This window comes from Methylosinus sp. is20ea (assembly GCF_059718135.1).
Genome location: NZ_AP046088.1, coordinates 1,229,244 through 1,255,428 on the forward strand (window position 1 = coordinate 1,229,244; position 26,185 = coordinate 1,255,428).

General features: G+C 66.0%; 27 protein-coding genes. 18 read left to right on the top strand and 9 right to left on the bottom strand.

Annotated elements, in window-relative coordinates; all coding sequences use genetic code 11:
• Positions 1 to 114 precede the first annotated feature (114 nt).
• The gene (gene ctrA, locus AC6IY7_RS05585; protein WP_196407590.1) at positions 115 to 816 is read right to left on the bottom strand and encodes a response regulator transcription factor CtrA; all 702 of its coding nucleotides are present in this window, start codon (positions 814 to 816) and stop codon (positions 115 to 117) included.
• A 613-nt stretch (positions 817 to 1,429) separates the two neighbouring features.
• Here ctrA and rpmH point away from each other — a divergent pair.
• The 9 genes from rpmH to AC6IY7_RS05630 all read left to right on the top strand — a co-directional run bounded on the left by rpmH (position 1,430) and on the right by AC6IY7_RS05630 (position 10,788).
• Complete coding sequence (rpmH, locus tag AC6IY7_RS05590) at positions 1,430 to 1,564, top strand: 50S ribosomal protein L34 (protein WP_024878470.1); 135 nt, start codon at positions 1,430 to 1,432, stop codon at positions 1,562 to 1,564.
• Positions 1,565 to 1,601: 37 nt separating this feature from the next.
• Entirely contained in the window at positions 1,602 to 2,024 is a 423-nt protein-coding gene (gene rnpA / locus AC6IY7_RS05595) for a ribonuclease P protein component (protein WP_497782087.1), read from the top strand.
• Positions 2,021 to 3,862, top strand: a complete 1,842-nt coding sequence (gene yidC / locus AC6IY7_RS05600) for a membrane protein insertase YidC (protein WP_497782088.1) — start codon at positions 2,021 to 2,023, stop codon at positions 3,860 to 3,862. The genes rnpA and yidC overlap by 4 nt, the downstream gene beginning before the upstream one ends.
• 76 nt (positions 3,863 to 3,938) lie before the next feature.
• A complete protein-coding gene (gene yihA / locus AC6IY7_RS05605) occupies positions 3,939 to 4,601 on the top strand; it encodes a ribosome biogenesis GTP-binding protein YihA/YsxC (RefSeq protein WP_497782089.1) in 663 nt (220 codons plus the stop codon).
• A gap of 58 nt (positions 4,602 to 4,659) precedes the next feature.
• On the top strand, positions 4,660 to 5,544 hold the full coding sequence (gene argB / locus AC6IY7_RS05610) for an acetylglutamate kinase (protein WP_497782090.1): 885 nt from the start codon (positions 4,660 to 4,662) through the stop codon (positions 5,542 to 5,544).
• Between the two features lie 98 nt (positions 5,545 to 5,642).
• On the top strand, positions 5,643 to 6,368 hold the full coding sequence (locus AC6IY7_RS05615; protein ID WP_497782091.1) for a pyrimidine 5'-nucleotidase: 726 nt from the start codon (positions 5,643 to 5,645) through the stop codon (positions 6,366 to 6,368).
• Positions 6,369 to 6,510: 142 nt separating this feature from the next.
• Positions 6,511 to 6,888: a hypothetical protein gene (locus AC6IY7_RS05620; protein WP_497782092.1), complete on the top strand. Its 378-nt coding sequence runs from the start codon at positions 6,511 to 6,513 to the stop codon at positions 6,886 to 6,888.
• An 84-nt stretch (positions 6,889 to 6,972) separates the two neighbouring features.
• Positions 6,973 to 9,246 carry a TonB-dependent receptor gene (locus AC6IY7_RS05625; protein ID WP_497782093.1) on the top strand — a complete coding sequence of 758 codons (2,274 nt, stop codon included), beginning with the start codon at positions 6,973 to 6,975 and terminating at the stop codon, positions 9,244 to 9,246.
• A gap of 12 nt (positions 9,247 to 9,258) precedes the next feature.
• Positions 9,259 to 10,788 (top strand): PepSY domain-containing protein, encoded by a 1,530-nt coding sequence (locus tag AC6IY7_RS05630; protein ID WP_497782094.1) that lies wholly within the window; start codon positions 9,259 to 9,261, stop codon positions 10,786 to 10,788.
• On the opposite strand, the gene AC6IY7_RS05635 is transcribed toward AC6IY7_RS05630, so the two are convergent.
• A complete protein-coding gene (locus AC6IY7_RS05635) occupies positions 10,785 to 11,456 on the bottom strand; it encodes a pentapeptide repeat-containing protein (protein WP_497782095.1) in 672 nt (223 codons plus the stop codon). The two genes, AC6IY7_RS05630 and AC6IY7_RS05635, sit on opposite strands and share 4 nt — an antisense overlap.
• Positions 11,457 to 11,715: 259 nt before the next feature.
• Here AC6IY7_RS05635 and dapD point away from each other — a divergent pair, with 259 nt between their 5' ends.
• From dapD to AC6IY7_RS05660, 5 genes are all read left to right on the top strand, one after another.
• A complete protein-coding gene (gene dapD / locus AC6IY7_RS05640) occupies positions 11,716 to 12,573 on the top strand; it encodes a 2,3,4,5-tetrahydropyridine-2,6-dicarboxylate N-succinyltransferase (RefSeq protein ID WP_497782096.1) in 858 nt (285 codons plus the stop codon).
• Positions 12,573 to 13,052 (top strand): hypothetical protein, encoded by a 480-nt coding sequence (locus tag AC6IY7_RS05645; protein ID WP_497782097.1) that lies wholly within the window; start codon positions 12,573 to 12,575, stop codon positions 13,050 to 13,052. The genes dapD and AC6IY7_RS05645 overlap by 1 nt, the downstream gene beginning before the upstream one ends.
• A 108-nt stretch (positions 13,053 to 13,160) precedes the next feature.
• Complete coding sequence (locus AC6IY7_RS05650) at positions 13,161 to 13,523, top strand: GIY-YIG nuclease family protein (RefSeq protein WP_497782098.1); 363 nt, start codon at positions 13,161 to 13,163, stop codon at positions 13,521 to 13,523.
• A gap of 84 nt (positions 13,524 to 13,607) precedes the next feature.
• The gene (locus AC6IY7_RS05655; protein ID WP_497782099.1) at positions 13,608 to 15,308 is read left to right on the top strand and encodes a lysine--tRNA ligase; all 1,701 of its coding nucleotides are present in this window, start codon (positions 13,608 to 13,610) and stop codon (positions 15,306 to 15,308) included.
• A gap of 110 nt (positions 15,309 to 15,418) precedes the next feature.
• Positions 15,419 to 15,967 carry an RBBP9/YdeN family alpha/beta hydrolase gene (locus AC6IY7_RS05660; RefSeq protein WP_497782100.1) on the top strand — a complete coding sequence of 183 codons (549 nt, stop codon included), beginning with the start codon at positions 15,419 to 15,421 and terminating at the stop codon, positions 15,965 to 15,967.
• A 203-nt stretch (positions 15,968 to 16,170) separates the two neighbouring features.
• On the opposite strand, the gene AC6IY7_RS05665 is transcribed toward AC6IY7_RS05660, so the two are convergent.
• From AC6IY7_RS05665 to AC6IY7_RS05685, 5 genes are all read right to left on the bottom strand, one after another.
• Positions 16,171 to 16,908, bottom strand: coding sequence for an ABC transporter ATP-binding protein (locus AC6IY7_RS05665; RefSeq protein WP_497782101.1), 738 nt, complete (start codon positions 16,906 to 16,908; stop codon positions 16,171 to 16,173).
• Positions 16,859 to 17,614, bottom strand: a complete 756-nt coding sequence (locus AC6IY7_RS05670) for an ABC transporter permease (protein WP_497782102.1) — start codon at positions 17,612 to 17,614, stop codon at positions 16,859 to 16,861. The genes AC6IY7_RS05665 and AC6IY7_RS05670 overlap by 50 nt, the downstream gene beginning before the upstream one ends.
• Positions 17,611 to 18,597 (bottom strand): ABC transporter substrate-binding protein, encoded by a 987-nt coding sequence (locus tag AC6IY7_RS05675; protein ID WP_497782103.1) that lies wholly within the window; start codon positions 18,595 to 18,597, stop codon positions 17,611 to 17,613. Before AC6IY7_RS05675 ends, AC6IY7_RS05670 begins: the two co-directional genes overlap by 4 nt.
• Before the next feature lie 198 nt (positions 18,598 to 18,795).
• Positions 18,796 to 19,218 carry a SufE family protein gene (locus AC6IY7_RS05680; protein WP_497782788.1) on the bottom strand — a complete coding sequence of 141 codons (423 nt, stop codon included), beginning with the start codon at positions 19,216 to 19,218 and terminating at the stop codon, positions 18,796 to 18,798.
• A gap of 81 nt (positions 19,219 to 19,299) precedes the next feature.
• Entirely contained in the window at positions 19,300 to 19,650 is a 351-nt protein-coding gene (locus AC6IY7_RS05685) for a hypothetical protein (protein ID WP_497782104.1), read from the bottom strand.
• 290 nt (positions 19,651 to 19,940) lie between these two features.
• Between AC6IY7_RS05685 and AC6IY7_RS05690 the strand changes: the two genes are divergently transcribed.
• Genes AC6IY7_RS05690 through AC6IY7_RS05700 form a run of 3 tightly spaced genes read left to right on the top strand, consistent with a single transcriptional unit; the run spans position 19,941 to position 22,839 of the window.
• Positions 19,941 to 21,737, top strand: coding sequence for a sensor histidine kinase (locus AC6IY7_RS05690; RefSeq protein ID WP_497782105.1), 1,797 nt, complete (start codon positions 19,941 to 19,943; stop codon positions 21,735 to 21,737).
• Positions 21,730 to 22,452: a peptidoglycan-binding domain-containing protein gene (locus AC6IY7_RS05695; RefSeq protein ID WP_497782106.1), complete on the top strand. Its 723-nt coding sequence runs from the start codon at positions 21,730 to 21,732 to the stop codon at positions 22,450 to 22,452. The genes AC6IY7_RS05690 and AC6IY7_RS05695 overlap by 8 nt, the downstream gene beginning before the upstream one ends.
• Positions 22,453 to 22,497: 45 nt before the next feature.
• Positions 22,498 to 22,839: a DUF1491 family protein gene (locus AC6IY7_RS05700; RefSeq protein WP_497782107.1), complete on the top strand. Its 342-nt coding sequence runs from the start codon at positions 22,498 to 22,500 to the stop codon at positions 22,837 to 22,839.
• A gap of 60 nt (positions 22,840 to 22,899) precedes the next feature.
• Here AC6IY7_RS05700 and queC read toward each other — a convergent pair whose 3' ends face one another.
• Positions 22,900 to 23,619 carry a 7-cyano-7-deazaguanine synthase QueC gene (queC, locus tag AC6IY7_RS05705; protein WP_497782108.1) on the bottom strand — a complete coding sequence of 240 codons (720 nt, stop codon included), beginning with the start codon at positions 23,617 to 23,619 and terminating at the stop codon, positions 22,900 to 22,902.
• A 71-nt stretch (positions 23,620 to 23,690) separates the two neighbouring features.
• The gene (locus tag AC6IY7_RS05710) at positions 23,691 to 25,244 is read right to left on the bottom strand and encodes a sensor histidine kinase (protein WP_497782109.1); all 1,554 of its coding nucleotides are present in this window, start codon (positions 25,242 to 25,244) and stop codon (positions 23,691 to 23,693) included.
• 207 nt (positions 25,245 to 25,451) lie between these two features.
• Between AC6IY7_RS05710 and AC6IY7_RS05715 the strand changes: the two genes are divergently transcribed.
• Entirely contained in the window at positions 25,452 to 26,099 is a 648-nt protein-coding gene (locus AC6IY7_RS05715; protein ID WP_497782110.1) for a uracil-DNA glycosylase family protein, read from the top strand.
• Positions 26,100 to 26,185 lie beyond the last annotated feature (86 nt).

The window sequence follows — 26,185 nt, forward strand, 5'->3', positions numbered from 1 at the left end:
CAAAGGGGCGCGCCCGATGCGGCCCTCGACCAGAAGACGCGAGACCGACGACATGCGAAGGGGCCCGAATCGGGCCCCTTCGCATGAGATGTCGCTGGTCTCGCGCTGTCCGCCTCAGGCGGTGATGCGCTCGTCCGCCTCGCTCGGCTCGCGCAGCACATAGCCGCGGCCCCATACCGTCTCGATGTAGTTGCGGCCGTCGCTGGCGTTGGCGAGCTTCTTGCGCAGCTTGCAGATGAACACGTCGATGATCTTGAGCTCCGGCTCGTCCATCCCGCCATAGAGATGATTGAGGAACATCTCCTTGGTGAGCGTCGTGCCCTTGCGCAGCGAGAGCAGCTCGAGCATCTGATATTCCTTGCCGGTCAGATGCACGCGCGCGCCCGAGACCTCCACCGTCTTCTGGTCCAGATTGACGACGAGGTCGCCGGTCGTGATGACCGATTGGGCGTGGCCCTTCGAGCGGCGAACAATGGCGTGAATGCGCGCCACCAGCTCGTCCTTGTGGAAGGGTTTCGTCAGATAATCGTCAGCGCCGAAGCCCAGACCCTTCACCTTGTCCTCTATGCCGGCGAGGCCGGACAGGATCAGAATCGGCGTCTTGACCTTGGCGACGCGCAAGGTGCGCAGCACCTCGTAGCCGGACATGTCGGGCAGATTCAAATCGAGCAGGATGATGTCGTAATCGTAGAGCTTTCCGAGATCTATGCCCTCTTCGCCGAGGTCCGTCGTATAGACGTTGAAATTCTCGGATTTGAGCATGAGCTCGATGCTTTGAGCGGTCGCGCTGTCATCCTCTATCAGTAAAACGCGCATTTTCGGTCCCCACCCAGCTCCACCAAATCTTCCCCCGGACGCCGTCGCGCCGCCCGAGCGTCGACGATGCGCCGCGCTTCGTCGGCCGCCCGCCAAGATCTATATCTATTTGTCGAAACGCTAAGCGGTAATGGTTAACAAACCCTGACCTTCGGCCCGGCGGCAAACCAGAACCTTAATCGTCGACGGCTAAGGGCCGCGGCGAGCCGGGAACAGCGTCTCTCGAGGGGGACGAATCGACCGGCGTCATCGTTTATACAAGCCGCTCGCCCCGCTGCGAAGCCGCGCGGCGCTACGCAAACTCCGCGGCGAAAGCTTCGCGAAAGCCCTGCCGCGCCCGCCCGCCGATCACGCTGCGCCGCGCGATCGACTCGCGATTGACTTATGCGCGGGCTTTCTCCTATATGCCCGCGCGGCGTCGGAAAAGACGCGTTTCGTGCGGGGGCTTGTGCGCCCGCAAAAAAGGCGGAACGAGGCGGCCGCGGGGCGATGAAACGCCCGACGAGACCTGAACGAAAGATCGAGGGCCGTGGCGGCGGCCGGCCGATGACGAGCCGTCGGCGCAAGCGAGAACGGCTCTCGAATCGGCGACCTGAGCGAGCGGAGACCCCAAGTGAAGCGAACTTATCAACCCAGCAAATTGGTGCGCAAGCGCCGCCATGGATTTCGCGCCCGCATGGCGACCGTCGGCGGCCGCAATGTCCTCGCGGCGCGCCGCGCCCGCGGACGCAAGCGCCTGTCCGCCTGATTTTCGCCGGCTTCTCGGCCAGACGAGGGCGGGAGGCATGAGCGAGAAAAATCCCGCCGCGACCAGGAAGACGAAGCCGCAGCGCTTGCGGAAACGGCGTGAGTTCCTGCGCGCCGCCGCGAGCGGGCTGAGCCGCGGCGCGCGCGCCTTCAAGCTGCAGGCGGCGGCGCGAGAAGGCGGCGATACGGATGCGCCGCGCTTCGGCTTCACCGTGACGAAAAAGACCGCCGGCGCCGTCGGCCGCAATCGCATTCGGCGCCGCCTCAAGGAGGCGCTGCGGCTCAGCGGCGCGTCCGGTCTCCAGGGCTATGATTATGTCTTCGTCGCCCGGCCCGACGCATTGACGGCGCCCTTTCCGGAATTGACGGCGCAGATCGTGGACGGACTGACGAAGCTCGGGCCCGGCGACAAGCCCCGGCGCCACCATCGCAACTCGAAAGACAGGCCGCAGGCGTCATGAACGAGTATACGAAGAATGTCCTCATCGCGGCCGGCCTGTCGATGCTGCTGATCGCCGGCTGGGATTATTTCTACGCCTTCCCCAAGCTGGACCGGCAGCAGAAAGAGGCGCAGCTCGCGCAGCAGCCGAAACCCGGCGCGCAGCCCAAGCCGGCAGCGCAGCCCGCCGCCAATCAGGCCCCGCCCGCGGCCGCCCGGCAGACGCAGCCGCAGCAGGTCGTCGCAACGGCCAAGCCCGCGCAGAAGACGCGCGAGGCCGCGCTCGCCGAGAGCAAGCGCGTCTCCATCGACACGCCCTCCATCTCCGGCTCGATCTCGCTGAAGGGCGGGCGCATCGACGACGTCTCGCTGAAAAACTACCACGAGACGGTCGACCCAAAGAGCCCGATCATCGTGCTGCTCTCCCCGGAGGGCGCGCCGCAACCCTATTACGCCGAATCGGGCTTCCTCGCCTCCGACAAGGATTCGGCCCCGCCGGCCCTGCCGACGAGCGAGACGCTGTGGAGCGCCGACCACGATTCGCTCGCTCCCGGCCAGCCGGTGACGCTCTCCTTCGACAATGGCCAGGGCCTCGTCTTCAAGCGCCAGATCTCGGTCGACGACCAATATATGTTCTCGGTCGCGGACAGCGTCGAGAATCACGGCCAGGGCGCCGTGACCGTCTATCCCTATCTGCGCGTGTCGCGCATCGGCGCGCTGCAGAGCGCCGGCTACGCCGCGCTGCACGAGGGCTTCGTCGGCGTGCTCGGCGAGGCCGGCCTGCAGGAGCTGAAATTCGAGAAGATCGAGAAAGAGCCGCATGGCGCCAAATCCTTCGAGGCGACGGGCGGCTGGCTCGGCTTCACGGAGAAATATTGGGCCGCCGTGCTGGTGCCGCAGCAGGACAGGACGCTGGTGGCGCGCTTCTCGGCCTCGGGCGCCGGAACGACCAAGGCCTATCAGGCCGATACGGTCGAGGCGCCGCTGACCGTCGCGCCGGGCGCCTCCGGCTCGGTCGCCTCGCGCATTTTCGCCGGCGCCAAGGTCGTCGACACGCTCGACGCCTATGAGGGCCAGGGCATCAAGCTGTTCGACCGACTCATCGATTGGGGATGGTTCTACTTCCTCACCCGGCCGATGTTCCGCATCATCGACAGCCTGTTCCATGTGCTCGGCAATTTCGGCCTCGCCATTCTCGCTGTCACCGTGCTCGTCAAGATCGCCTTCCTGCCGCTCGCCAACAAGAGCTATCTGGCGGTGGCCAAGATGAAGGAAATTCAGCCCAAGATCGCGGCGCTGAAAGAAAAATACGGCAGCGACAAGCAGGCGATGAGCCGCGAGCAGATGGAGCTGTTCCGCCGCGAGAAGGTCAATCCGGCCGGCGGCTGCCTGCCCGCTCTGCTGCAGATTCCGGTGTTCTTCTCGCTCTATAAGGTGCTGGTCATCACCATCGAGATGCGCCACGCGCCCTTCTATGGCTGGATCAAGGACCTCTCGGCGCCGGACCCGACCAATATCTTCAACCTCTTCGGGCTCATCCCCTTCGACCCGACTCAGATTCCGGTCTTCGGCTCGTTTCTGTGGCTCGGCGTCTGGCCGCTCATCATGGGCGTCTCCATGTGGGCGCAGATGAAGATGAATCCGGAGCCGACCGACGAAATCCAGAAAATGGCTTTCGCCTGGATGCCGGTGATCTTCACTTTCTCGCTCGGCAGCTTCGCCTCCGGCCTCGTGATCTACTGGACCTGGAACAATGTGCTCTCGGTCACCCAGCAATGGATCATCATGAAGCGCGCGGGCGTGAAGTTCGAGCTGTGGGACAATATGAAGAAGACATTCTCCTTCAAAAAGCCCACATGACCACGCGGCAAGTGACCTCGCGGCAAGTGACCTCGCGGCGCGTGACCACGCCGCGAGCCCACTCCGGGATCGCGCTTTGACCGAAGCCAGCGACGAGGACTTCATCGAGCCGGGCCGGCTGCTCTTCGCCGGCCCGTGCGATTTTATATTCGCCAGCGCGAAATCCGGCGATCTGCCGCCGATCGGGCCGCCGGAGATCGCCTTCGCCGGCCGCTCCAATGTCGGCAAATCCTCGCTTCTCAACGCCCTCACCGGGCGCAAGGCGCTGGCGCGCGTCTCCAACACGCCGGGGCGCACGCAGCAGCTCAATTTCTTCGCGCTGGGCGCCGCGCCGGGCGAGGAGCCGCTGCGTCTCGTCGACATGCCCGGCTATGGCTACGCCGCCGTCGGCAAAGAGAAGATCGCCAATTGGACGCGGTTGATGGAGGAGTTTCTGCGCGGCCGCGCCTCGCTGATCCGCGTCTTCGTGCTCATCGACAGCCGCCGCGGCGTGAAGGATCTCGACGAGCAGATGTTCGATTTGCTCGACCGCGCCGCCGTCTCCTATCAGATCGTGCTGACCAAGCACGACGAGCTGAAAGTCTCCGAGCGCGAGGCCGCCGTCGCCGCCGTGGAGGCCGCGCTGGCCAAGCGCCCGGCCGCCTTCCCGCGCCTCGCCGTCACCTCCTCCCGCACGGGCGATGGCGTCGCTGAGCTTCGAGCCGGGATCGCGCGGCTGCTGGCCGAACGAAACGCTTGAATATTGCAGCCTCGTCCTTTCTAACAGGGCCGAGCTTCATCCCAGCAGAGGCGGACCCATGACCGAGGACTCGGCCGACAACGCGCTCCAGCAAGCCCGTATTCTGATGCAGGCGCTGCCGCATATGCTGCGCTATGACGAGGCGACCGTCGTGGTGAAATATGGCGGCCACGCCATGGGCGACGACACGGTCGCGCGCGACTTCTCCCGCGACATGGTGCTGCTCGAGCAATCGGGCGTGAACCCCGTCGTTGTGCATGGCGGCGGCCCGCAGATCGGCGCCATGCTCGGCAAGCTCGGCATAAAATCCGAATTCGCCGATGGGCTGCGCGTCACCGACAAGGCGACGATGGAAATCGTCGAGATGGTGCTCGCCGGCTATATCAACAAGCAGATCGTCGGCTTCATCAATTCCGAGGGCGGCCGCGCCATCGGCCTCTGCGGCAAGGATGGCCGCATGGTGACGGCCGAGAAGCTCTCGCGCCCCAATCACGAGGACGGCAAGGCGATCGATCTCGGCTTCGTCGGCGAGGTGTCCAAGGTCGACACCACAGTGCTCGATCAGCTGCTCGGCCGCGAGCTGATCCCCGTGCTCGCGCCCGTCGCGCAGGGCCTCGACAGCGAGACCTACAACATCAACGCCGACACTTTCGCCGGCGCCATCGCCGGCGCGCTCGGCGCCAAGCGCCTTCTGTTCCTCACCGACGTTCCCGGCGTGCTCGACAAGAACAAGCAGCTCATCAAGGAGCTGAAAGTCTCCGATATTCCGGGCCTCGTCGCCGACGGAACCATCACCGGCGGCATGATCCCCAAGGTCGAGACCTGCATGTATGCGATCGAGCGCGGCGTCGAGGGCGTCGTGATCCTCGACGGCAAGCTGCCGCACGCCGTGCTGATCGAGCTGCTGACCGATCATGGCGCGGGCACGCTGATCACGAGGTGACGGATTGACAGCGAAGAGCGTGGCGACGAAGCGATCTGGGAGCCGCGCCGCGGCCCCGATCGCGTCGCTCCGCGCGCGATGACGAGGCGGCGCGCGCGATGACAGAGCCCGCCGATCAGCCGCGCCTGCTGACCATCGCCAATCGCTTCGCCCATGTCGACACATGGGTCTTCGATCTCGACAACACGCTCTATCCGGCGTCGTCTGATCTCTGGCCGAAGATCGATCATCGGATCACTTTGTTCATGATCCGCCTGTTCGGGCTCGACGGAATGTCGTCGCGCGCGTTGCAGAAGCATTATTACAAGCAATATGGCACGACGCTGCGCGGGCTGATGACCGAGCATGGCGTCGACGCCGAAACCTTTTTGAAATTCGTCCATGACGTCGACCGCTCGTCGCTGCTGCCGAATCATTCGCTGGCGGCGGCGATCGCGGCGCTGCCGGGCCGTAAGCTCATCCTCACCAATGGCTCGCGCGAGCATGCGCTCGACACGGCGAAGCAGCTCGCCATAGATCATATTTTCGAGGATGTCTTCGATATCGTCGCGGCCGATTTCATCGCCAAGCCGCATGAGGGCGCCTATGAGCGCTTCTTCGAGCGCCATGGCGTAGAGCCGAAGCGTTCGGCGCTGTTCGAGGACATAGCGCGCAATCTGATCTTTCCACATGCGCGCGGCATGACGACCGTGCTGGTGACGCCGGAAGCCGGCCATGAGGAGAAGCGCGAGTCCTGGGAGATCGCCCATGGACGCGAGCCGCATGTGGATTTCGCGACCAATGATCTCGCGGGGTTTTTGGAAGGGCTGATCGCGACAAAGTGAGACAGTCGATCCGCTGTCGATCGGATTGTAACATTTTGGCAACGGTATAGGCTTCTTTCTACCGCCGCCTTGACTGTAGAGCGCAGTCTCTCTTGAATACCCCATGATGCGGGCGAGAGCACATAGGCGTTTCGGAGCGAGCATGATCGCGCGCGCGCTCGCCTGCTTTCTCGCGCTGCAGGGTTTCATCGTCGCCGCTGGTCCGACGCTCGCGGAACAGACGCGCGCCGCCGCCGGCTGGAGCGAAATTCAGACGACCGCGCCCGAGTTCTGCAGCGGGCGGAACGACGCCGAGCTTCCGCATGGCGGCCACTCGTCCTGCGAACAATGCATGTTCTGCGCGCTCGGCGCGCGCGGCGCGGCGCTGACCCTCGCGGCCCTCTGGTGCGTCGTCGTCCTTTCACCGCCGCCCGATCCGCATTCGAGCCTTCCGCCGCATAGCGCCGACGTCGCCGATCCCACCACGCCTATAGGCTGGGCCAGCAGCTGGTCGTCGCGCGCCCCGCCCGCTCTCTCCTGATCCGAAACGAATCGCGGTCTTCGGTCCGCTCATCTTTCTCGGAATCGCGCGCGCGTCAGACGCGTCGCGGCAGGAGTCCTCACCATGTTTCGCAATATTCTCATGCGCGGCGCATCCGCCGGCGCATTATCCTTCGTCGCCTTCTCATCCGCCGTCGCGCAGGAAACGCTGCCGACGATCGACATTTCCGGCGAGCAGCGCCCCGCCGCCGGTCCCTCGCGCGGGAAATTGCAACCACCGAATGGCAAGCTGCAGCTCGATGTCACCTCGCAGACCGGCAGCCGCCTCGGCCTGACGCCGCGCGAGACGCCCTCCTCCGTCTCCATCGTCGATCGCGCGACGATCGAGGCGCGCGGCGCGCAGACGACTCAGGAAGTCATTCAGCGCATGCCCGGCGTCATCGCCTCTGATCCGCCGGGCTCGGCCGGCTCGATCAGCCTGCGCGGCTTCGGCGCGTCGTCGGTGACACAGATGTTCAACGGCATCACCGTGCAATATGACGCCATCGCCGGCCGCCCCGTCGACAGCTGGCTCTACGACCGCATCGAGCTTCTCGGCGGCGCCTCCTCCTATCTCTACGGCCAGGGCGCCGTCGGCGGCGCGGTGAATTACGTCAGCAAGGTCGCCACGCGCGGCGAGGAGCGCAACGAGGCGCTGCTGATGGGCGGCATGTGGTTCAATCGCCGCGCCTCCTATGGCTTCAACAAGCAGCTCGACGAGAATAATTGGCTGCAATTCGATCTGAGCTACAAAGGCTCGCAGGGCTGGGTCGAGGATTCCAATCACAATTCCGGCGCCGGCTCCATTTCCTGGCTGACCGATATCGCGCCCGGCCTCTCCAACACGGTCGCGGTGGAGTTTCAGAGCGAGCAGCGCGACGCCTATTGGGGCACGCCGGTTCCGCGTCCGCTCGGCGGCGCGGGCACGATCGCCTGGGGAACCTTCGGCCTGCCGGCGCTCGATCTCAAATTCGATCCCGGCGTGCGCTTCAAGAACTACAACAGCCTGAAGCCGGTCTTCGACCAGCAGGTGCTGTGGGCGCGCGACATTGCGGAATACAAGCTCGACGAAGAGACGAGTTTCAAAAACACCTTCTATCTCTATCGCGCCGACCGGCAATATCAGGACGTCGAATCCTATCGCTACAATGCGACGAACACGCTGCTCGATCGCAGCTCGTCGCTGGCGACGCGCCATATTCAGAGCCTCATCGGCGACCGGCTGGAGGCGACGAATGAGACGACAATCTTCGGCGTCAAATCGAAGACGATCGCCGGCATTGATTATTCGGTCAACGAGCAGACCCGCAATCCGAGCCTCGAATCATCGAGCCAGATCGTCGATTCCGTCGACCCTTACGGCTATCAGGCCTATAAGCTCTATCAGGACAATCCATCGGCGACGAGCTATGTGGGCGGCGCGCGCAGCAAGCTCTACACGCTCGCGCTCTTCGCCGAGAATCGCCTGTCGCTGACCGAGCGGCTGCATCTCGTCACCGGGCTGCGCTGGGAGAAGATCAGCCTCGAGCGCTTCAACTTTCGCGTTCCGACCGCGCCGAGCGCGTCCAATCCTTTCGGCGATCCGGCCTATTTCGGCAAGGGCTATGAGCCGATCACCTGGCGCGCCGCGCTGATGTACGATGTGACCAAGGAGGCCAATGTCTATGTCTCCTACAGCACGGCGGCCGATCCGCCGTCCGGCATTCTGCTCACCAACAACGCCGGCGGCGTGCGCAATTTCGATCTCACCACCGGCTGGCAGATCGAGGCGGGAACGAAGCTCGATTTCTGGAACGGCAAAGGCTCGGCGACTCTCGCGGGCTATTTCATCGAGCGCAACAATCTCACGACTTCCGATCCCGCCAACCCGAACAATGTCATCAATGTCGGCAAGCAATCGTCGAACGGCATAGAAGCCAATGTCGGCGTGCAGCTGCTGGATAATCTCAGCGTGCAGGGCAACGCCGCCTGGATCAATCCAAAATTCGAGACCTTCGAGGAGGCGGCGACGATCGCCGGCGCCACTGTGCGCGTGTCGCGCGCGGGCAATCGGCCGACCAATATGGCGCGCTGGATCGCCAATGGCTGGATCACTTGGGATTTCCTGCCCGATTGGCAGGCGACCTTCGCGACGCGCTTCGTCGGCGATCGTTTCGCGGACAACGCCAACACCATGCGCATGCCGGCCTATACGGTCTTCGACATGGGCCTCTCCTGGCGCATAATGCCCAATGCCAAGCTGACCGCCATGGTGAAGAACGTCACCGACGCGGCCTATGCGGAATGGGGCGGCTCGACGCCGCTGTTGCGGCTCGGCCAGCCGCGCACGGTCGAATTGTCGCTGAAGATGACCTTTTAAAGGGAGGCTGACATGAAGAGATATCTCTATCTCGCTCATCGCTGGCTCGGGATCGGGCTCTGTCTCTTCATGGCCATGTGGTTCTTCTCGGGCGTCGTCATGATGTATGTCGGCTATCCGAAGCTGCTGCCATCGGAGCGGCTGGCGGCGCTGCCGCCGCTCGATCCGGCGCGCTGCTGCGTCGCTCTTTCCCGCGCTTTCGACGCTGCGGGAGAGAGCGGCGCGCCGCAATCCGTCCGCCTCACCAGCATCGCCGGCGCGTCGACTTTCATCGTCGCGCGCCGCGCGCGCGAGGGCGCGCCGAAATGGACCGCCATTCGCGCGGGCGACGGCGCGCGTGTGACCAGCATCTTCGAGGACGACGCCGTCGCTTCGGCGCGCGCCTTCCTCGGCGGCGAGGCGCGCTATGACGGCATCGTCGACGAGGATCAATGGACGCATTCCAAGGCGCTCGACGGTCTGCGCCCATTGCATCTCGTCTACATGTCCGATGCGGAGTCCACCTTGCTCTATGTCTCCTCCATCACCGGAGAAGTGGTCCGCGACGCGACGCGGACGGAGCGCCTCTGGAACTGGGCCGGCGCCTGGATCCATTGGCTCTATCCGCTCCGTGGCGGCTGGTTCGAGGCCTATTGGCACGATATCGTCGTCTATTCCTCGCTCATCGGAACCGTGCTCGCCGTCACCGGCCTCGCTGTCGGAGTGATGCGCTGGCGCTTTCGCGCGCCCTATAAGACCGGCGCGCGCACGCCCTATCGCGAAGGCATGATGAAATGGCACCATATCGTCGGCCTCATCGGCGGCGCGACGGCGGTCACTTTCGTGTTCAGCGGCATGATGTCGATGAACCCTTGGAAAATCTTCGAGACGAAATCGGCCTTCGACGCCAAAGCCTATTATGGCGGCGCGCTCGCGCCCGAGCGCTTCCGTCTTTCCATCGCCGAAGCGCTGACAAAATTCGCCGATGATGGATTCTCGGCGCGCGAGCTCGAGCTGCGCGTCATCGACGGCGCCGGCTATTATGTCGGCTTCGGCGCCGGCGGCGCGACGCGAATCTTGCGTGCAGAGGCCGACGCTGCGCCCGCATTCATGCTGCCGCTCGAGGAATTGAAGCGGCTCGGCGCGCGGCTCGTCCCCGGCGCGAAAGTCACGGCGGCGAGGGTGATGGAGACTTATGACTTCTATTATTTCGCACGCGCGCCGCACACGATGCATGGCGACGTCGACAAACGCCTCCCTGTGCTGCGCTTGGAATTCAACGACGACGCCGGAACCTGGGCGCATATCGACCCGCATACAGGCGCCGTGCTCGGCAAGCTCGATTCCGGGCGCCGCACGAGCCGCTGGCTGTTCGCCTTTCTGCACAGCTGGGACGCGCCGGCGCTGCTCGCGGCGCGGCCTTTGTGGGACGCGCTCATGTTGGCGCTCAATGGCGCGGGCTTTGCGCTCAGCGTCACCGGAATCGTCATCGGCTGGCGACGGCTGAAACGCAAGCTCGGCGAGCGCAGGGCGCCCGCTCTGGCGGTCCCGCGCAGGGCCTAACGCGCGACGCCCGCCGGCAGCCGCGCGCCATCGAGATCGGCGCCGTGGAAGCTCGCGCCGGCGATGTCGGCGCCGGAGAGATCGGCGTCGCCGAGCTTGGCGTGATCGAGCCGCGCATTGCGCAGGCTGGCGCCGGAAAAGCGCGCCGAGGTCAAAACCGCATGGGTGAGATTGGCGCCGGTCAGATCGGCGCCGTCGAAGATCGCGGCGGAGAGATCGGCGCGCACCGGGACCATGCCCTGATTGGCGGGATCGGCGCCGAGATCGGCCTCCACTAGTCTCGCCTTCACGAAGCGCGCGCCGCGGCCGCCGCCGATGATGCGGGCGCGGGTCAGATCGGCGCCGGAAAAATCCGCCTCGTCGAGAATGGCGGCATAGAGGATCGCGCCCGAAAGATCGGCGCCCGACAGATTCGCCTCGCGCAGATCGGCGCGGGTGAGATTGGCCTCGCCAAGCCGCGCGCCGACGAGCTTCGCCCCGGCGAGCCGCGTGGCGAAGAGATCGGCGCGCCGCAGATCGAGGCCGGAGAGATCGAGGCCGGAAAGGTCGAGATCGGTGAGCGCTGCCGACCCTCCGGCGGAGGCGGCGATCAGTCTCTCTATATCGGCGCGGCTTCGGTCCGCCGCCGCCGCCGTCAGCGGCGCGAGAATCAGGAGGACGGCGGCCAAGAGGCGTCTCGCTCGGGCCGAGGACATGATGAAGGCTCCCTCGCTCTGCGTCGCTTCTGTGGCGACGGCGGCGGACCCTACCCCCGCCACGCCCCCGCGGCCGCGGGAAAGAATGCGCCGCGGGCGGGAAAGACGTCCCGCCGCCGGCGCGGCGATCGGCCCCTATTTCCGCGATTGACAGGGCGGCGGCCTTGCCGCCTATAGCCCTGACCCTTCCCACGGGCCGCCTGCCCGCGCCGTCTCGGAGCTAGACGATTTCATGCCGCACACTGGTCTCGAGAACCTCATCACCACCGCCTTCGAAGACAGGGCCAATATCGACGCCTCCACGCAGGGCGACATTCGCCACGCGGTCGAGAGCGCGCTGCGTCTGCTCGATTCGGGCAAGCTGCGCGTCGCCGAGAAGATCGAGGGCGCGACCGGAGCCGGCTCCTGGAAGGTCAATCAATGGCTGAAGAAGGCTGTGCTTCTCTCCTTCCGCCTCAACGATATGAGCGTGATCGAGGGCGGGCCGGGCGGCGCGAGCTGGTGGGACAAAGTCCCCTCCAAATTCGCCGGCTGGAGCGCGGCCGAGCATAAGGCCGCGGGCTTTCGCTCCGTGCCGGGCGCGATCGTGCGCCACTCGGCCTTTGTCGCGCCGGGCGTCATACTCATGCCCTCCTTCGTCAATCTCGGCGCCTATGTGGACGCGGGGACCATGGTCGACACTTGGGCCACGGTCGGCTCCTGCGCGCAGATCGGCAAGAATGTGCATCTTTCCGGCGGCGTCGGCATTGGCGGCGTGCTGGAGCCGCTGCAGGCCGGTCCCACCATCATCGAGGACGATTGCTTCATCGGCGCGCGCTCGGAGATCGTCGAGGGCGTCGTCGTCGGCCAGGGCTCGGTGATTTCCATGGGCGTGTTCATCGGCGCCTCGACCAAGGTGATCGACCGCGCCACCGGCCAGATCCACATCGGCTATGTGCCGCCCTATTCGGTCGTGGTGTCGGGCAATCTGCCGGGCAAGCCGCTGCCGGACGGCTCGGCCGGCCCGTCGCTCTATTGCGCCGTCATCGTCAAGACGGTGGACGCGCAGACGCGCGGCAAGACGGCGATCAACGAGCTGCTGAGGGACTGATGGAGCTGCCCTCGCGCGAGCGCTTGAGCTTCCTCTATCGCACCGAGGAGGGAAGCCTCGACCGCGCCGGCTGGCGCTGCGGCGTCGCGGGCCTGCTGGCGGTCCTCGTCCCGCTGACGCTGATCTGGCTGGCGCTCTTCCCCTATACGGATCACGATCTGTCGAAGGACCCGTTCTTCGTCTGGCAGACGGTGGTCGCCTACGCCTATCTCGCGTTCTATTCGCTCGCCGTGCTGCTGATCGCGGTGAGCTTCGTCAACCTCTCGGCCAAGCGCTTCCGCGCGCTGGGCCGTCCGGCGCCGCTCGTCTTCGCCGGCCTGCTTCCCTTCGCCCTTCTGGTGGCGGGCGCGACGCACTGGCTGCAGCCGCGCGTCGCTGAGGTGATGCCCTATTGGCCAGTGGCGCTCGTCGACGTCGCGCTCGCGGCGATCGCGCTGTGGACGGGGTATGAGCTGGGGGTGAGAGAGGGCGGGAAGTGACGGTTTCACCTTGCAGCAACAATAAGCAACCCTCATGCTGAGGAGGCCGCGAAGCGGCCGTCTCGAAGCACGTGGGCTGCGATGCCGATCGAAGGGGCGACCGTCTACATGCTGCTCTGTGCCGACGGCGCCTATTACACTGGCCTGACACGCAAAGACGTCGACGAACGCGTCAGCGAGCACAATCAGGGAATCCATGAAGGGTTCACGGCGACGCGCCGGCCGGTTCGCCTTCTCTGGTCGGCGCATTTCGAGCGGCTGACGGAAGCCATCGCGACAGAACGGCGGATCAAGGGCTGGAGCCGGGCCAAGAAGGAAGCGCTGACGCGCGGCGATCTCGACGCCCTTCCTGGTTTGGCCGCTCGCCGCGGGAAGACGGAACGTCGGGATTGTGGCGGCCCCTCGCCCTTCGAGACGCCTGCTGCGCAGGCTCCTCAGGGTGAGGGGACTGGAAGATTGCGCGATCGATAGGCCCCGCGCCGCCCCACGCGTTGACGCCTCCGCCCGGCGCCCATAGTGTGCGCCCCTCTTCGCAACCGCAACAAAAGCCGCATCATGCCCACGTCCGAGCCCTTGCCCGCCGATCTCCTCGAAGCCGCCCGCGTCTCGCCGGCCTGGCCGTTCGAAGAGGCGCGCAAGCTCGTCAAACGCGTGGCCGAGACCGGCCAGACCAAAGTGCTGTTCGAGACCGGCTATGGCCCCTCCGGCCTGCCGCATATCGGCACTTTCGGCGAGGTGGCGCGCACCTCCATGGTGCGCCACGCCTTCGAGGTGCTGACCGAGGGAAAGATCGAGACGCGCCTGCTCGCCTTCTCGGACGATATGGACGGGCTGCGCAAAGTGCCCGACAACATCCCCAATAAGGAGCTGGTCCGCGCCCATCTCGGCAAGCCGCTGACCAAGGTGCCGGACCCGTTCGGCACGCATGAGAGCTTCGGCGCGCACAACAACGCGCGGCTGCGCGCCTTTCTCGACGCCTTCGGTTTCAAATATGAATTCGCCTCCTCGACGGAATATTACACCTCCGGCCGTTTCGACGCGGCGCTGCTGCATATGCTGGCGCGCTATGAGGAGGTGATGAAGATCATGCTGCCGACGTTCCGCGAGGAGCGCGCGGCGACATATTCCCCCTTCCTGCCGGTTCACCCGCATACGGGAATCGTCATGCAGGTTCCGCTCGATTCCATCGATGCGGCGGCGGGGACGATCTCCTGGCGCGATCCCGAGAGCGGCGAAGCCTTCGTCACGCCCGTCACCGGCGGCCACTGCAAGCTGCAATGGAAGCCCGATTGGGCGATGCGCTGGTATGCGCTCTCCGTCGATTACGAAATGGCCGGCAAGGACCTCATCGACTCGGTGAAGTTGTCCTCGGCGATCGTGCGCGCGCTCGGCGGCCGTCCGCCGGAGGGTTTCAATTACGAGCTCTTCCTCGACGAGAAGGGCCAGAAGATTTCCAAGTCCAAGGGCAATGGCCTCACCATCGAGGAGTGGCTGACCTACGCCAGCCCCGAGAGCCTCGCGCAATTCATGTTTCAAAAGCCGAGCGCGGCCAAGAAGCTCTATTTCGACGTCATTCCGCGCAATGTCGATGATTACCTCTCCTTCCTCGAGGCCTATCAGCGACAGGCGTGGAAGGAGCGGCTCGGCAATCCGGCGTGGCACATTCATTTCGGCGCGCCGCCGGCGCCGGAGACGCTCGCCCATGACGGCGACGCCAAAGGAACAACGATCTCCTTCTCCATGCTGCTCAATCTCGCGACCGTCGCCAATGCCGAGGATTCCTCGGTGCTGTGGGGCTTTCTGCGACGCTATGCGCCGAATGTGTCGCCGCAGAATCATCCGCGTCTGGATAAGCTCGTCGGCTATGCGGTCGCCTATTTCCGCGATTTCGTGCGGCCGGCGAAAAAATATCGCGCCGCCGACGAAGCGGAGCGCGGCGTGCTGACGACTTTGTCGCAGACACTCGCCTCGCTGCCGAAGGACGCCAGCGCCGAGGATATTCAGACCGCGCTCTATGATGTCGCGCGCGCCGTGCCGCGATATCAGGATTTGAAGGCGAAAGGCGCGACGCCGGAACGGCCGGGCGTGTCGAATGATTTCTTCAACATGCTCTATGAGGTTCTGCTCGGCGAGAGCCGCGGCCCGCGCTTCGGCTCCTTCGTCGCGCTCTTCGGCGTTGACGAGACGCGCGGCCTCATCGCCAAAGCGCTGAACGAGGAATTGCTCGGCGTCTCGAGCACAGCCCCCTCACCCTGAGGAGGCCCGCAGGGCCGTCTCGAAGGGTCGCCCTCTGGAGCATCCTTCGAGGCTTTTTGCGTTCCGCAAAAAGCGCCTCAGGATGAGGGAGTGGAATTGTCGGAGGAAACATGCGCGCAGCGGATGCGGATATTCTGATCCTGCCAGGGCTCGGCGGCTCCGGCCTCGAGCACTGGCAGACGCGCTGGGCGAAGAAGCTCTCCACCGCGCGCTGCGTGGCGCAGGCGGATTTCGACGCGCCGCGCTTTCCCGAATGGATCGAGACCATAGACCGCGAGATCGCCGCGGCGACGCGCCCCGTGGTGCTGGTCACGCATTCGCTCGGCGGCATAGCGGCGCTGCATCTCGCCGCGCGTGGGGGCAAGAACATCGCCGGCGCCTTTCTCGTCGCGCCGCCATCGGAGCAGGCGATCGGAGAGCTGACCGCGATCGATCGCGCCTTTCTCCCCATTCCGCGCCAGCGGCTGCGCTTTCCCGCGCTTCTCGTCGCCAGCTCGGACGACCCTTATGCGGAGGCCGGCTTCTCGCGCGCATTGGCGCAGGACATAGGGGCGGAACTGGTCGACGCCGGCGCAGCCGGGCACATCAACGCCGATAGCGGCCATGGGCCTTGGCCGGAAGGCTCGCTGCGTTTTGCGGCCTTTCTATCGAAGTTGTAGCGCGCCCCCTCCCTCACCCTCCCCCGCTTTCGCGGGAGAGGGAAGGCGGCAATTGTTGCGCGAAACTTCGATGAAGCGCGAAACCTACCCCTCTCGCGCGCAGCGGGCTATCGGATGCGCGCATCCACCTCGCCCCCACGACGTCATGGCCGCAGTGTCTCGCTATGTGTAAAGCCGATAGCGCAAGGGCTGGGGAGGGGGCCTCACCTCCCGCGCATCGCCTCTATCTCCTTGCGCGCCCGCGCCTCCAGCGCATCGGCGGCCTCTCTCGTCATCAGCCGGCGCGGCGTCGCCACATCGAGCGTCGCGCCGACGCGCGCCGGGCGCGGCGACAGAAGAAAAATCACATCGGCGAGCTCGATCGCCTCGCGCAGATCATGGGTGACGATCAGCGTCGTCACATGACGCTCGTCGATGAGCGCGGCGATGCGCGCGCGCAGATCGCGCGCCAGCGCATCGTCGAGCGAGACGAAAGGCTCGTCCAGCAGCAGCAGATCCGGCTCGATCGCCAGCGCCCGCGCGAGCGCGACGCGGCGCGCGAGACCGAGCGATAATTCGCCGGGAAAATGCTGCGCATGCTCCTCGAGCTCGAGCGCGGCGATCAGCGCGGCGAGCGCCTCCTCGCTCGCCTGCGGCGCGGCGATGCGCAGATTGTCGACGACGCTGCGCCAGGGCAAAAGGCGCGGCTCCTGAAACACCATGCCGAGCCGCCCGCCGGCGGGAAGCGTCACCTCGCCGGAAAATTCCGTGTCGAGCCCGGCGATGATGCGCAGCAATGTCGTCTTGCCGCAGCCCGACGGACCGACGACCGCGCCGGCGCGGCCGACGGGGAGAGAGAAGCCGAGATTTTCGAGCGCGCGCTGCGGCCGGCCGCCGCCGGAGAGATAGTCCTTATGCGAGACCCTGACCTCGAGCAGGGCGGCGGCGCCATCGCGAGACATGTCGTTCAAAGGGCTGCACCAGGAGAGTTTCGACGGCGAGCATCAGCAGGACGAAGGGAATCGCATAGGCGAGCAGCAAACGCACGTCGAAAAGCTGAAACGCCATATTGATCTCGAAGCCGACGCCATTGGAGCGGCCGATCAGCTCCACCACCAGCACGATCTTCCACACCAACGAGAGCCCCGAGCGCGTCGCCGCGGCGATATAGGGCGCGAGCTGCGGCAGGACGATATGCCGCAACCGCGCCGCCGGGCGCAGGCGGAAGACCTCGGCCATCTCGTCCAGCTCGTGGTCGAGCGCGCGGGCGCCTTCGCGCATCACGACAATGGCGTTGGGCAGCTTGTTCAGCGCCACCGCGCCGATGGCGGCGGCCTCAGTGAGGCCGGCCCACAGATAGGCCAGCACAATGACCACCAGCGCCGGCAGATTGAGGAGAATGACCAGCCAGGGATCGAACAGCCGATCCAGCGCCCGCCGCCGGCCCATGGCGTAGCCGAGCGCGGCGCCCAGACTCATGGCCAGCAGAAAGGAGGCCGCGACGCGCGCGAGCGTCGCGCCGAGATTGGTGAACAGAGCGCCGGTTTCGGCCTCATGCGCCATCGCCTCGAAAACGGGGACGGGCCCCGGCAGGCGGCGTGGATCGGCGAAAAGCGCCGCGCCCTGCCAGAGCGCCAGCAGCAGCAGCAGCGAGAAAAGACGAATCACCGCGCCGCGCTCGCCGGGGCGGCCTCGTAGAAGGTTCCTGCGGGCAATGCCTTCGCGCGACCGACCAGCGCCGGGCCGCCGATCTCGGCGAGAGTGGCGTAGAGCGTGGCCGCATCCACCCGCTCCTCCGCGACGCTGCGGGCGGGAATGCCTTCCGCATAGCTCTTGCGGTAGAGCGCGAGCACGGCAGGGTCCTTGGTCGTAATGCGCTGCAGGGCGACGCGCCAGGCGGCGTCGGAGGTCGCGATCAAATGTCTGGCCTTGTCGATCATGGCGAAGAAGCGCGTCAGCGCCTCGGCGTTCTTCGCGGCGAAGCCCTCGTCGAACACATAGCCGGTGACGACGGGCGCGCCCTTGGCGCCGAGCGCCGTCTCCACTCGGCGAAGATCAAGGACGCGAGAGAGCCCGCGCGCCTCGAGATCGGCGGCGAAATTCCAGAATTCGAGCGCGGCGTCGAGCTCGCCCTCGGCGGCCTTTTCGGCGATCAGCGGCGGCGCGCCATAGACGATCGTCGCCGCCTTCTCGAGATCGATCCCAGAGCGCTGCGCATAGGCGCGCAGCATCAGCCAGCTCTTGTCGAGCGGCCCGCCGGCGACGCCGATTTTCTTCCCCGCGAGATCGGCGATGTTCCGTACCGAACGATCCCGCGCCATGAGCGCGCCTATGGCGGTCGAATGCGGATAGAAGGTGAGCGTCGCGCCCTCGGCGCGCTGGCGAGCGACCCACAGCCAGTCGGAGACGACGATATCGGCCGAACTGCTCTGAATGGCGATCTTGGCGGCGTCGGTATTGGCGAGCTCGGTCACGGCGAGCTCGAGCCCGGCTTGCTTATCCAGGCCGAAAGCGGTGATGACGGCGATCTCCCAGACGCCGGAGCCGGTCTTTTGCAGCGCGAGACGCAGACGATCGGCCGCCCGCGCAGGCGCGACGGCGACAAGCGCGATCAGCGCCGAAAGGAGGAGTTTCTGGAAGATCGGTCGCAAAATGAGTCCCGCCTCATTCGTTCATTTCCTCACGAGGCAGGATAGCACAAATCGCCGGGAAGGCCCCCTCCCCGACCCTCCCCCGCTGCGCAGGAGAGGGGGACGCAAACGATCGGCGTCGCGCGAAATTCTGAACGAAAGGCCGAGTCCGCTCTCTCTCCCGCATGGCGGGGGAGGGTTGGGGTGGGGGCCCGCGCGTCACGCCGCCAGAGCGGCGCGAGCCTCGTTCTTGATGCGCTCGACCATGGAGCGAACGCCATTGGTGCGCTGGGGCGTCAGATGCTGGGCGAGGCCGAGCTCGGTGAAGATCGGCATGGCGTCGAGGCCGGCGATCTCGTCCGCCGGCCGGCCGGAATAGAGCGCCAGGATCAGCGCCACCAGGCCGCGAACGATATGCGCGTCGCTGTCGCCGCGCAGCGACAGAATCGGCGCGCCGCGGCCCTCCCGAATCACCTTGCTCTCGAGCCAGACCTGGCTCGCGCAGCCGCGCACCTTGTTCTCCTCGGTGTGGGCTTCGTCCGGCAAAGGCTCCAGAGTGCGGCCGAGCTCGATGAGATATCGATATCGATCCTCCCACTCGTCGAGCATTTCGAAATTGCCGATGATCTCGTCTATCACCATTGTCCGCTCGCCCACTGGAGACGCCTACCGACAGTTATATGGCCACTGTCCGTTTTGGCGCAATCGCCGGCAGCGATGCAATCACGGCGCCGCGCCGAGGCCGGCGGGCCGCCGCGGCGGCTCGACCGCCGTCGCCCGGCCGATTTTCTCCGCGGCCTGCAGGCATTCCATAGGATGCGCCAGACAATGGTCGCGCGCGACGGCGGTGATTTTGCCGACGGCCTCGTCGGCGAGCTCGGAGAGGACGCCGCGCGCCGCCGCGACCGGCGAGGGCTCGGGCTTGGCGGATGCGGCTTGCGACTTGGCCGGAGCTGTCGCGGAAGCGCGCGCCGCCGCGGCACGCTCGCGCGGCGCGGGACGCTGCTCCGCGTCACGCATGATGACGAGAAAAACGACGCTCAAAAAAAACAATGTCTTGAAGAGAAATCCCACGGACGCCGCCTCGCTTCGCCGACGAGCCCCCCGCCGTGCGCGAGACAAACGATCGCCCCCGCGCCTTACCGCTTCGTAAATGCGGCCGCTGGCGAAGATGCGCGCGCGCCGCAGGCGCAAACGCGGCCGCAGAGCTAAGAAGTCGCAAACCATAAGCCGCTTTCGGCGCCGCGCCAAAACGGATTTCTTCCATTTCTGTGGTCGGTTTAGCAGTCACTTAAGACCGGTTTGTCACATTGTCCGCAATCGGGAGCGTGATTTTGCGTAAGCCAACGGCGCCTTGGGCGGCTATGTCGAGCGAATGGGTCGAGCGTCTGGCGCAATCCGGACGCGCGGTCGATTCGATGGAGCGCGCGCGGCGCGAAGCCTTCCTTCTGTCGCATCTGATCCTTTCCGCCGGCGTGCTCATCGCCGCGCCGCTGTGGATCGTCGTCAATGGCGCGCCGACGCTCAGTGAGAGCGCGATCTTCGCGCTGGCGCAATTGCCATTGCTGTCGGTCGTCGCTCTGCTGCGCCTCGACGATCTGAAAACCGCGCAATCCATCGCCGCCTTCGGCTGGCTCGCGCTCGCGGCGGCCTGCCTCTTCACCGGCGACCACGCCGGCGCGGCGGCGCCTTTCGGAGCGCTGGCCCTCATCGAGGCGACCTTCGCCTGCGACCTCGCGCTGGTCTCGGCGGTCGCATCGGCGTCGCTCGCCGTGCTCGCCGCCGCCGCTTTGACCGCGGCCGCCGGCGGCGGCTTTTTCGAGACGCTGCTCGCGACGCCGCTCGTCCTCTATGTCGTTCTGCTCGCCCGCGGCGCCGCCCGGGTCGAGACGGTCCGCGCGCGCGCGGAGGCGCGCAACGCCCGCGATCTGCGGCTCGTCTCCGAGGCGGCCGGCGATCTCGTCATCGGCTTCGACGAGGGCGGCGCGGTCTCCTCCGTCGTCGGCGACGCGGCCAAGGCCTATGGGCTCGACGCGCGCGAATTGATGGGGCGCGGCTTTTTTCAGCGCGTCCATGTCGCCGATCGGCCGGCCTTTCTCAAGCTCGTCTCCGACGCCATCGCCACCCGCGAGTCGATGCGGGCGACGCTGCGGCTGCGCATCGGCCATGCGCGCAACGAGATCGGCGAGTTCAACGAGCCGGTGTTCCACTTCTTCGAGGCGCGCAGCAGCCTGGTGGAGGCCGCCGAGGACGCCCACTCGGCTTGCGTCGTCTGCATTCTGCGCGATGTGACCTCCGAGCGCCACGCCGCCGAGACGATCGAGGCGGCGCGCCGCGAGAGCGAGATGGCCGCCGCCAGCAAGACGCGCTTCCTCGCCAATGTCAGCCATGAGCTGCGCACGCCGCTCAACGCCATCATCGGCTTCTCGGAAATGCTGGCGAGCGAGCAGCTCGCGCCGGTCGATCCGGCCAAGCGCCGCGAATATGCCGAGATCATTCGCAATTCGGGCCAGCATCTGCTCGCTGTCGTCAACACCATCCTCGACATGTCGAAGATCGAATCGGGATCGATGCAGATTTCGCCCGAGCCCTTCTCCCTGCCCGAGCTCGTCGAGCAATGCGTGAGCATGATGCAGCTCAAGGCCGAGCAGGGCCATGTGACGATGACGCGCGATTATCCCGACCGGCTCGAGGAGATCGTCGGCGACAAGCGCGCCTGCAAGCAGATCATCATCAACCTCCTCTCCAATGCGGTGAAGTTCACGCCGGCCAATGGCCGCGTGCGCATCCGCCTCTATCCCGACGGCAATTGCCTCGCCCTCGCGGTCAGCGACAGCGGCATCGGCATTTCCGCCTCTGATCTCGGCCGGCTCGGCGATCCTTTCTTCCAGGCCAGCGCCTGTCATGATCGCGCCTATGAGGGCACCGGCCTCGGCCTCTCCGTGGTGCGCGGCCTCGTCGGCCTGCATGGCGGAACCATCGCCGTCGAGAGCGCGCCGCGCTGCGGCACCAGCGTCACCGTGCGCCTGCCGCTCGATTGCCGTCCCTTTCAGAACAAGGCCCCCGCTCTCGCCAGGATCGAGACGATCGCCCGCCGCGGCGTCATTCGTCCCGCCGACGAGCTCGAGGCCGCCGAAGACAGGGTGAAGAAAATTGCGTGAAGCCCTCGCCGCCACCAATCACGATTTCCTGCTCCGCGACGAGGATCGCGGCGAGACGCAGCGGCGCGGCCGCGGCGGCAAGGCCAAGGCCAAAAAAGGCGCGCTGACGAAGCTGTTCGGCGGACGTCGGCGCGGAATCGTCTTCCTCTGCCTCGCCGGCGCGACCGCGATCGGCGTGCCCTTGAACGCGCTCTACTTCCAGGACGGGCGCCATCCGGCGCCGCTGTTCCGCTCCTTCGCGCCAGCGCCGCGCCCCGAGGTCGAGACGCAAGCGCCGCTGCCGCCCGCGCGCCCACAAGCCGCGGCGACGCCGGCCCAGCCCCAAGCGGCGCAGCTCCAAGCGGCGCAGCCCGCGCCCGCCCCGCTTGCCGCGGTCATGGCCAAGCTCGCGGCGGCCAAGCCCGTGACGGCCAAGACCGCGGCGGCCAACCCAGAGCCCGCGCACGCCGAGAAGCGCGACGCGATCGGCGCGCTGCTCGGCAAGGGGCCGCATAAGGAGACGCCGAAGGCCGAGGACGCCGACAAGAATGTGCTGACCGCGCAGCGCGCTCTCGCCAAGCTCGGCTTTGCGCTGCATGCCGACGGCAAGATGGGCGGCGCGACCAAGCAGGCGATCGAGAAATTCGAGCGCGACAACCACCTCCCCGTCACCGGAGAGGTGACGCAAAAGCTGCTGCGCAAGCTGCAGGGGAATGCGAGCCTCGCCGCGCATTGACCGAAAGCGCTTGCGCGGACCGCTTCGAACGGCTGAAAAGAATTCATGCGTCTACGTTCCGACTTTTTCATCTCCGCTCTGATCCGCCGCGTCGAAACGGCCGGCGCCGTCGCCATGCTGCGCCGTCGCGGCTCCGAGGAGGCCGGCTCGATCTTCGTCAAGATCGATAGGCTGGATGGCCGCGCCGCGCTGCTCGGGCCGGCGCCGCAGAGCTTCGACCTTCCCGACGGCGTCGATCGCCTCTTCGCCCGGCTGCATGCGGAGGAATGGGTGACGCCGCTCGAGGCCGAGGAGCGTGCGCGCAAGGAGATCGCCTTCGATTCCGATCTCTGGCTGGTCGAGATCGAGGATCGCGACGGAAGAAGCTTCGTCGATCTCGCGGCCTAGAGCTATTCGAGTTCGCGGGTTCTTTTCCGAAAACCGCTTCGCACTTTTCGGGAACCTGCTCTAAGCCGCGCGATATTTCTCCCAGCCGGCGGCGCGCAGGCGGCAAGCCGGACATTCGCCGCAGCCATAGCCCCAGTCGAAGCGCGTCCCGCGCTCGCCGAGATAGCAGGTGTGGCTCTCCTCGACGATCAGCCGCACCAAGGGCTCGCCGCCCAATTTCTCGGCGAGCTTCCAGGTCGCGGCCTTGTCGATCCACATCAGCGGCGTGTCGATCTCGAGCGGCCGATCCATGCCGAGCGTCAAAGCCGTCTCGACCGCGCGAATTGTCGCGTCGCGGCAATCGGGATAGCCGGAATAATCCGTCTCGCACATACCGCCGACGAGATGGCCGATCCCGCGCCGATAGGCGAGCGCCGCCGCGAAAGTGAGAAAGAGAATATTGCGCCCCGGCACGAAAGTGTTGGGCAGGCCGCAGGCGTCGAAGGCGATCTCCGCCTCGCGCGTGAGCGCCGTGTCGGACATGGCGCCCAGCGCCTCGATGGAAATGGTGTGGTCCTCGCCGAGCCGCTCGCCCCAGAGCGGCGAGATGCGCGCCAGCCCCTCTCGGATTTTCCCGCGCTGCGCGAGCTCGATGCGATGGCGCTGCCCGTAATCGAAGCCCACCGTCTCGACGCGCGCAAAACGCGAGAGCGCGAAGGCGAGACAGGTGGCGGAATCCTGTCCGCCAGAGAAGAGGACGAGGGCGGCGTCGGCAGCGCTAGGGGAAATCGTGTCGGTCATTCACGGACGCCGAAGGAAGAGACGGATCGCAGATTATATCGCTTTTCCGAGCGCCCCCGCCAGCGTCCCCCTCACGCCGCCGCATTCCGCCGCCGCTCGCCGACATAATGCGACGTCTCCTCCTCTTCTTCGAATTTCGGCAGCGCGTTCATCACACGCTCCGGCGGGAAGACGACGATCGCCTCCGTGCCCTCGCGCACCCTCGACTTCAGCTTGAACATTCCGCCATGCAGGTCGACGAGGCCCTTGACGATGGGCAGGCCGAGGCCGGTGCCCTCCTCCGCATTCTTCTGCGCCAGCGTGCCGCGGCCGAAGGAGGACATGACGACGGCGATCTCCTCCTCGGGAATGCCCGGACCCGTGTCCTTGATCGCAACATATTGGCCGCCGGCGCTGGTCCAGCCGATCTTCAGCGTCACCTGCCCGCCCTGCGGCGTGAATTTGATGGCGTTGGTCAGGAGATTGAGCATGATCTGCCGCACCGCCCGCTCATCCGCCCAGATACGCGGGAGATCCGGCTCCTTGACCTCGATCATCTCTATGCCGCGCTTTTGCGCACGAATGGTCAGGAGATGGCGGCAGTCCTCGATGACGCCGGCGAGCGAGACGCTCTCCTCCTTCAGCTCGTAACGGCCGGCCTCGACGCGCGAGAGATCGAGGATTTCGTTGATCAGCATCAGCAGATGCTGGCCGCTGCAGTGAATGTCGTTGGAATAATCCTTGTACGCAGCCACCGCATGGACGCCGAACAGCTCGTTCTTCAGCACTTCCGAGAAGCCGAGAATGGCGTTGAGCGGCGTGCGCAGCTCGTGGCTCATCGTGGCGAGGAAGCGCGATTTGGCGAGATTGGCCTCCTCCGCGCGGCGGCGCGCCTCGTCGGAATTGGCCTTGGCCTGCTCGAGCTCGCCGATGAGATCGTCCTTCTCGATACGGAAGAACAGACTCTCGCGCGTCACATGATGGAAGCGCTTGGCGAGCACCACGAAAAAGACCTGCGCCGCGCCGACCAGCGCCAGCAGAGAGAGGCTCGTATCCTCGACGCCGTCTATGCGCAGGCAGGCGACGATGGCGAGCGAGATGGGCGTGATCGTCGCATAGACGGCGAAGGGGATCGTCGCCGTGACCATCGTGTTGAAGGCCGCCGCCAGCATCAGCATGGCGGTGACGAAAGCCTTGGCGTTGGGGTCGCTCGCCTGCAGCAGCAGCAGCGCCATCGCCGCCCAGACGAGGCCGTGCAGAAATTCCGCGACGACGAATTTGCTGCGCCAGCCGACGACATTGATCTCGTCGTCCGCGAGGCGCTCGAGCTTTTTGGCGAGGCCGTAGCAGAGCAGCAGGCTCGAGAAGGCGAGCACGGTCCAGATGATGTCGACCTCGCCCTCCATCCAATAGCGGGTGAGCGTCGCCACCATGGCGATGAGCGCGGTCGCGGGAATGGCGGAATGGATTCGCGCGGAGGCGTAGGCGCGCAACAGGCCGACGTCGCAGCCGCGATGGCCGGTGTCCGAGGTGGTGAGTCGTTCGCGCGCCTCGCGCACCTTGGCGCTGCGACGGCGACGCTCGGCGACGACGCGCGGGTCCTTGCCCCGGCCGCGCTCGATCATCTCGGCGGTTATGTCATTCATGATACGCTGAACCCGAAAGCAACGATGTTCGCATGCGAACGACGGCCCCACACGGGAAACGCCGTCACGACCCTTACCAGAAGCCGAAAATCGTCTCTGCAATCTAGGCGTCAGGTCGAGCGTCACTGATAATGGGGCGGAAACGTTAACGGGGGACTCACGACATTTGTCGAATTCTATGGATCAATCCCGTAAGGGAGCGCAAAAGTGACCTTTTCCACCGCGAGCGAAGCCGCTCTCGCCGCGCTCGTTTCCGGCATTGGCGCCTGCCGCATCTGCGTCGAGCGGCCGGAGGGCGCGCCGCTCCCGCATGAGCCGCGCCCGGTGGTGCGGGTTTCGCCGCGAGCGCGGCTGCTGATCGCCGGCCAGGCGCCCGGAATGCGCGTGCATCGCTCGGGGCTTCCCTTCGACGACCCGTCCGGCGACCGGCTACGCGCGTGGATGGGCGTCGACCGCGAGACTTTCTACGACGTCTCCCGCATCGGCGTCGCGGCCATGAGCTTCTGCTTTCCCGGCTATGACGCGCAGGGCGGCGACCGGCCGCCGCGCCGCGAATGCGCGCCGCATTGGCATGACCCGCTGTTTGCGGCTCTGCCGCAGGTGGAGACGATTCTCGCCGTCGGCAAATATGCGCAGGCCTATCATCTGCGCCGTCTCGGCGTGGCTCTGGCGCCCAGCGCGAGCGTCGCCGAGACGGTCGGCCGCTGGCGGGAATTTTCGGCGCTTTCGCCGAAGATCATCCCGCTGCCGCATCCCTCCTGGCGCAATACGGGCTGGCTGAAACGCAATCCCTGGTTCGCGGAGGAGCTTTTGCCGGTGGTGCGGGCGGAGGTGGAGCGGCTTGCGCAGCCATGATCAGGGGCCGCGTCTTCGGCGCCGGAAAGCTCTCTCATAGCGCTCCGGTGAAGGGCAATCACCCTCGCCCTCATGCCGAGGAGGCT

Excerpts from the sequence above, each read along its gene's own strand:
- ctrA (WP_196407590.1), bottom strand. The coding sequence starts at position 816 with ATGCGCGTTTTACTGATAGAGGATGACAGCGCGACCGCTCAAAGCATC.
- rnpA (WP_497782087.1), top strand. The coding sequence starts at position 1,602 with ATGAGCGAGAAAAATCCCGCCGCGACCAGGAAGACGAAGCCGCAGCGC.
- yidC (WP_497782088.1), top strand. The coding sequence starts at position 2,021 with ATGAACGAGTATACGAAGAATGTCCTCATCGCGGCCGGCCTGTCGATG.
- argB (WP_497782090.1), top strand. The coding sequence starts at position 4,660 with ATGACCGAGGACTCGGCCGACAACGCGCTCCAGCAAGCCCGTATTCTG.
- AC6IY7_RS05615 (WP_497782091.1), top strand. The coding sequence starts at position 5,643 with ATGACAGAGCCCGCCGATCAGCCGCGCCTGCTGACCATCGCCAATCGC.
- AC6IY7_RS05620 (WP_497782092.1), top strand. The coding sequence starts at position 6,511 with ATGATCGCGCGCGCGCTCGCCTGCTTTCTCGCGCTGCAGGGTTTCATC.
- AC6IY7_RS05625 (WP_497782093.1), top strand. The coding sequence starts at position 6,973 with ATGTTTCGCAATATTCTCATGCGCGGCGCATCCGCCGGCGCATTATCC.
- AC6IY7_RS05630 (WP_497782094.1), top strand. The coding sequence starts at position 9,259 with ATGAAGAGATATCTCTATCTCGCTCATCGCTGGCTCGGGATCGGGCTC.
- dapD (WP_497782096.1), top strand. The coding sequence starts at position 11,716 with ATGCCGCACACTGGTCTCGAGAACCTCATCACCACCGCCTTCGAAGAC.
- AC6IY7_RS05645 (WP_497782097.1), top strand. The coding sequence starts at position 12,573 with ATGGAGCTGCCCTCGCGCGAGCGCTTGAGCTTCCTCTATCGCACCGAG.
- AC6IY7_RS05650 (WP_497782098.1), top strand. The coding sequence starts at position 13,161 with ATGCTGCTCTGTGCCGACGGCGCCTATTACACTGGCCTGACACGCAAA.
- AC6IY7_RS05655 (WP_497782099.1), top strand. The coding sequence starts at position 13,608 with ATGCCCACGTCCGAGCCCTTGCCCGCCGATCTCCTCGAAGCCGCCCGC.
- AC6IY7_RS05660 (WP_497782100.1), top strand. The coding sequence starts at position 15,419 with ATGCGCGCAGCGGATGCGGATATTCTGATCCTGCCAGGGCTCGGCGGC.
- AC6IY7_RS05665 (WP_497782101.1), bottom strand. The coding sequence starts at position 16,908 with ATGTCTCGCGATGGCGCCGCCGCCCTGCTCGAGGTCAGGGTCTCGCAT.
- AC6IY7_RS05680 (WP_497782788.1), bottom strand. The coding sequence starts at position 19,218 with ATGGTGATAGACGAGATCATCGGCAATTTCGAAATGCTCGACGAGTGG.
- AC6IY7_RS05690 (WP_497782105.1), top strand. The coding sequence starts at position 19,941 with ATGTCGAGCGAATGGGTCGAGCGTCTGGCGCAATCCGGACGCGCGGTC.
- AC6IY7_RS05700 (WP_497782107.1), top strand. The coding sequence starts at position 22,498 with ATGCGTCTACGTTCCGACTTTTTCATCTCCGCTCTGATCCGCCGCGTC.
- queC (WP_497782108.1), bottom strand. The coding sequence starts at position 23,619 with ATGACCGACACGATTTCCCCTAGCGCTGCCGACGCCGCCCTCGTCCTC.
- AC6IY7_RS05710 (WP_497782109.1), bottom strand. The coding sequence starts at position 25,244 with ATGAATGACATAACCGCCGAGATGATCGAGCGCGGCCGGGGCAAGGAC.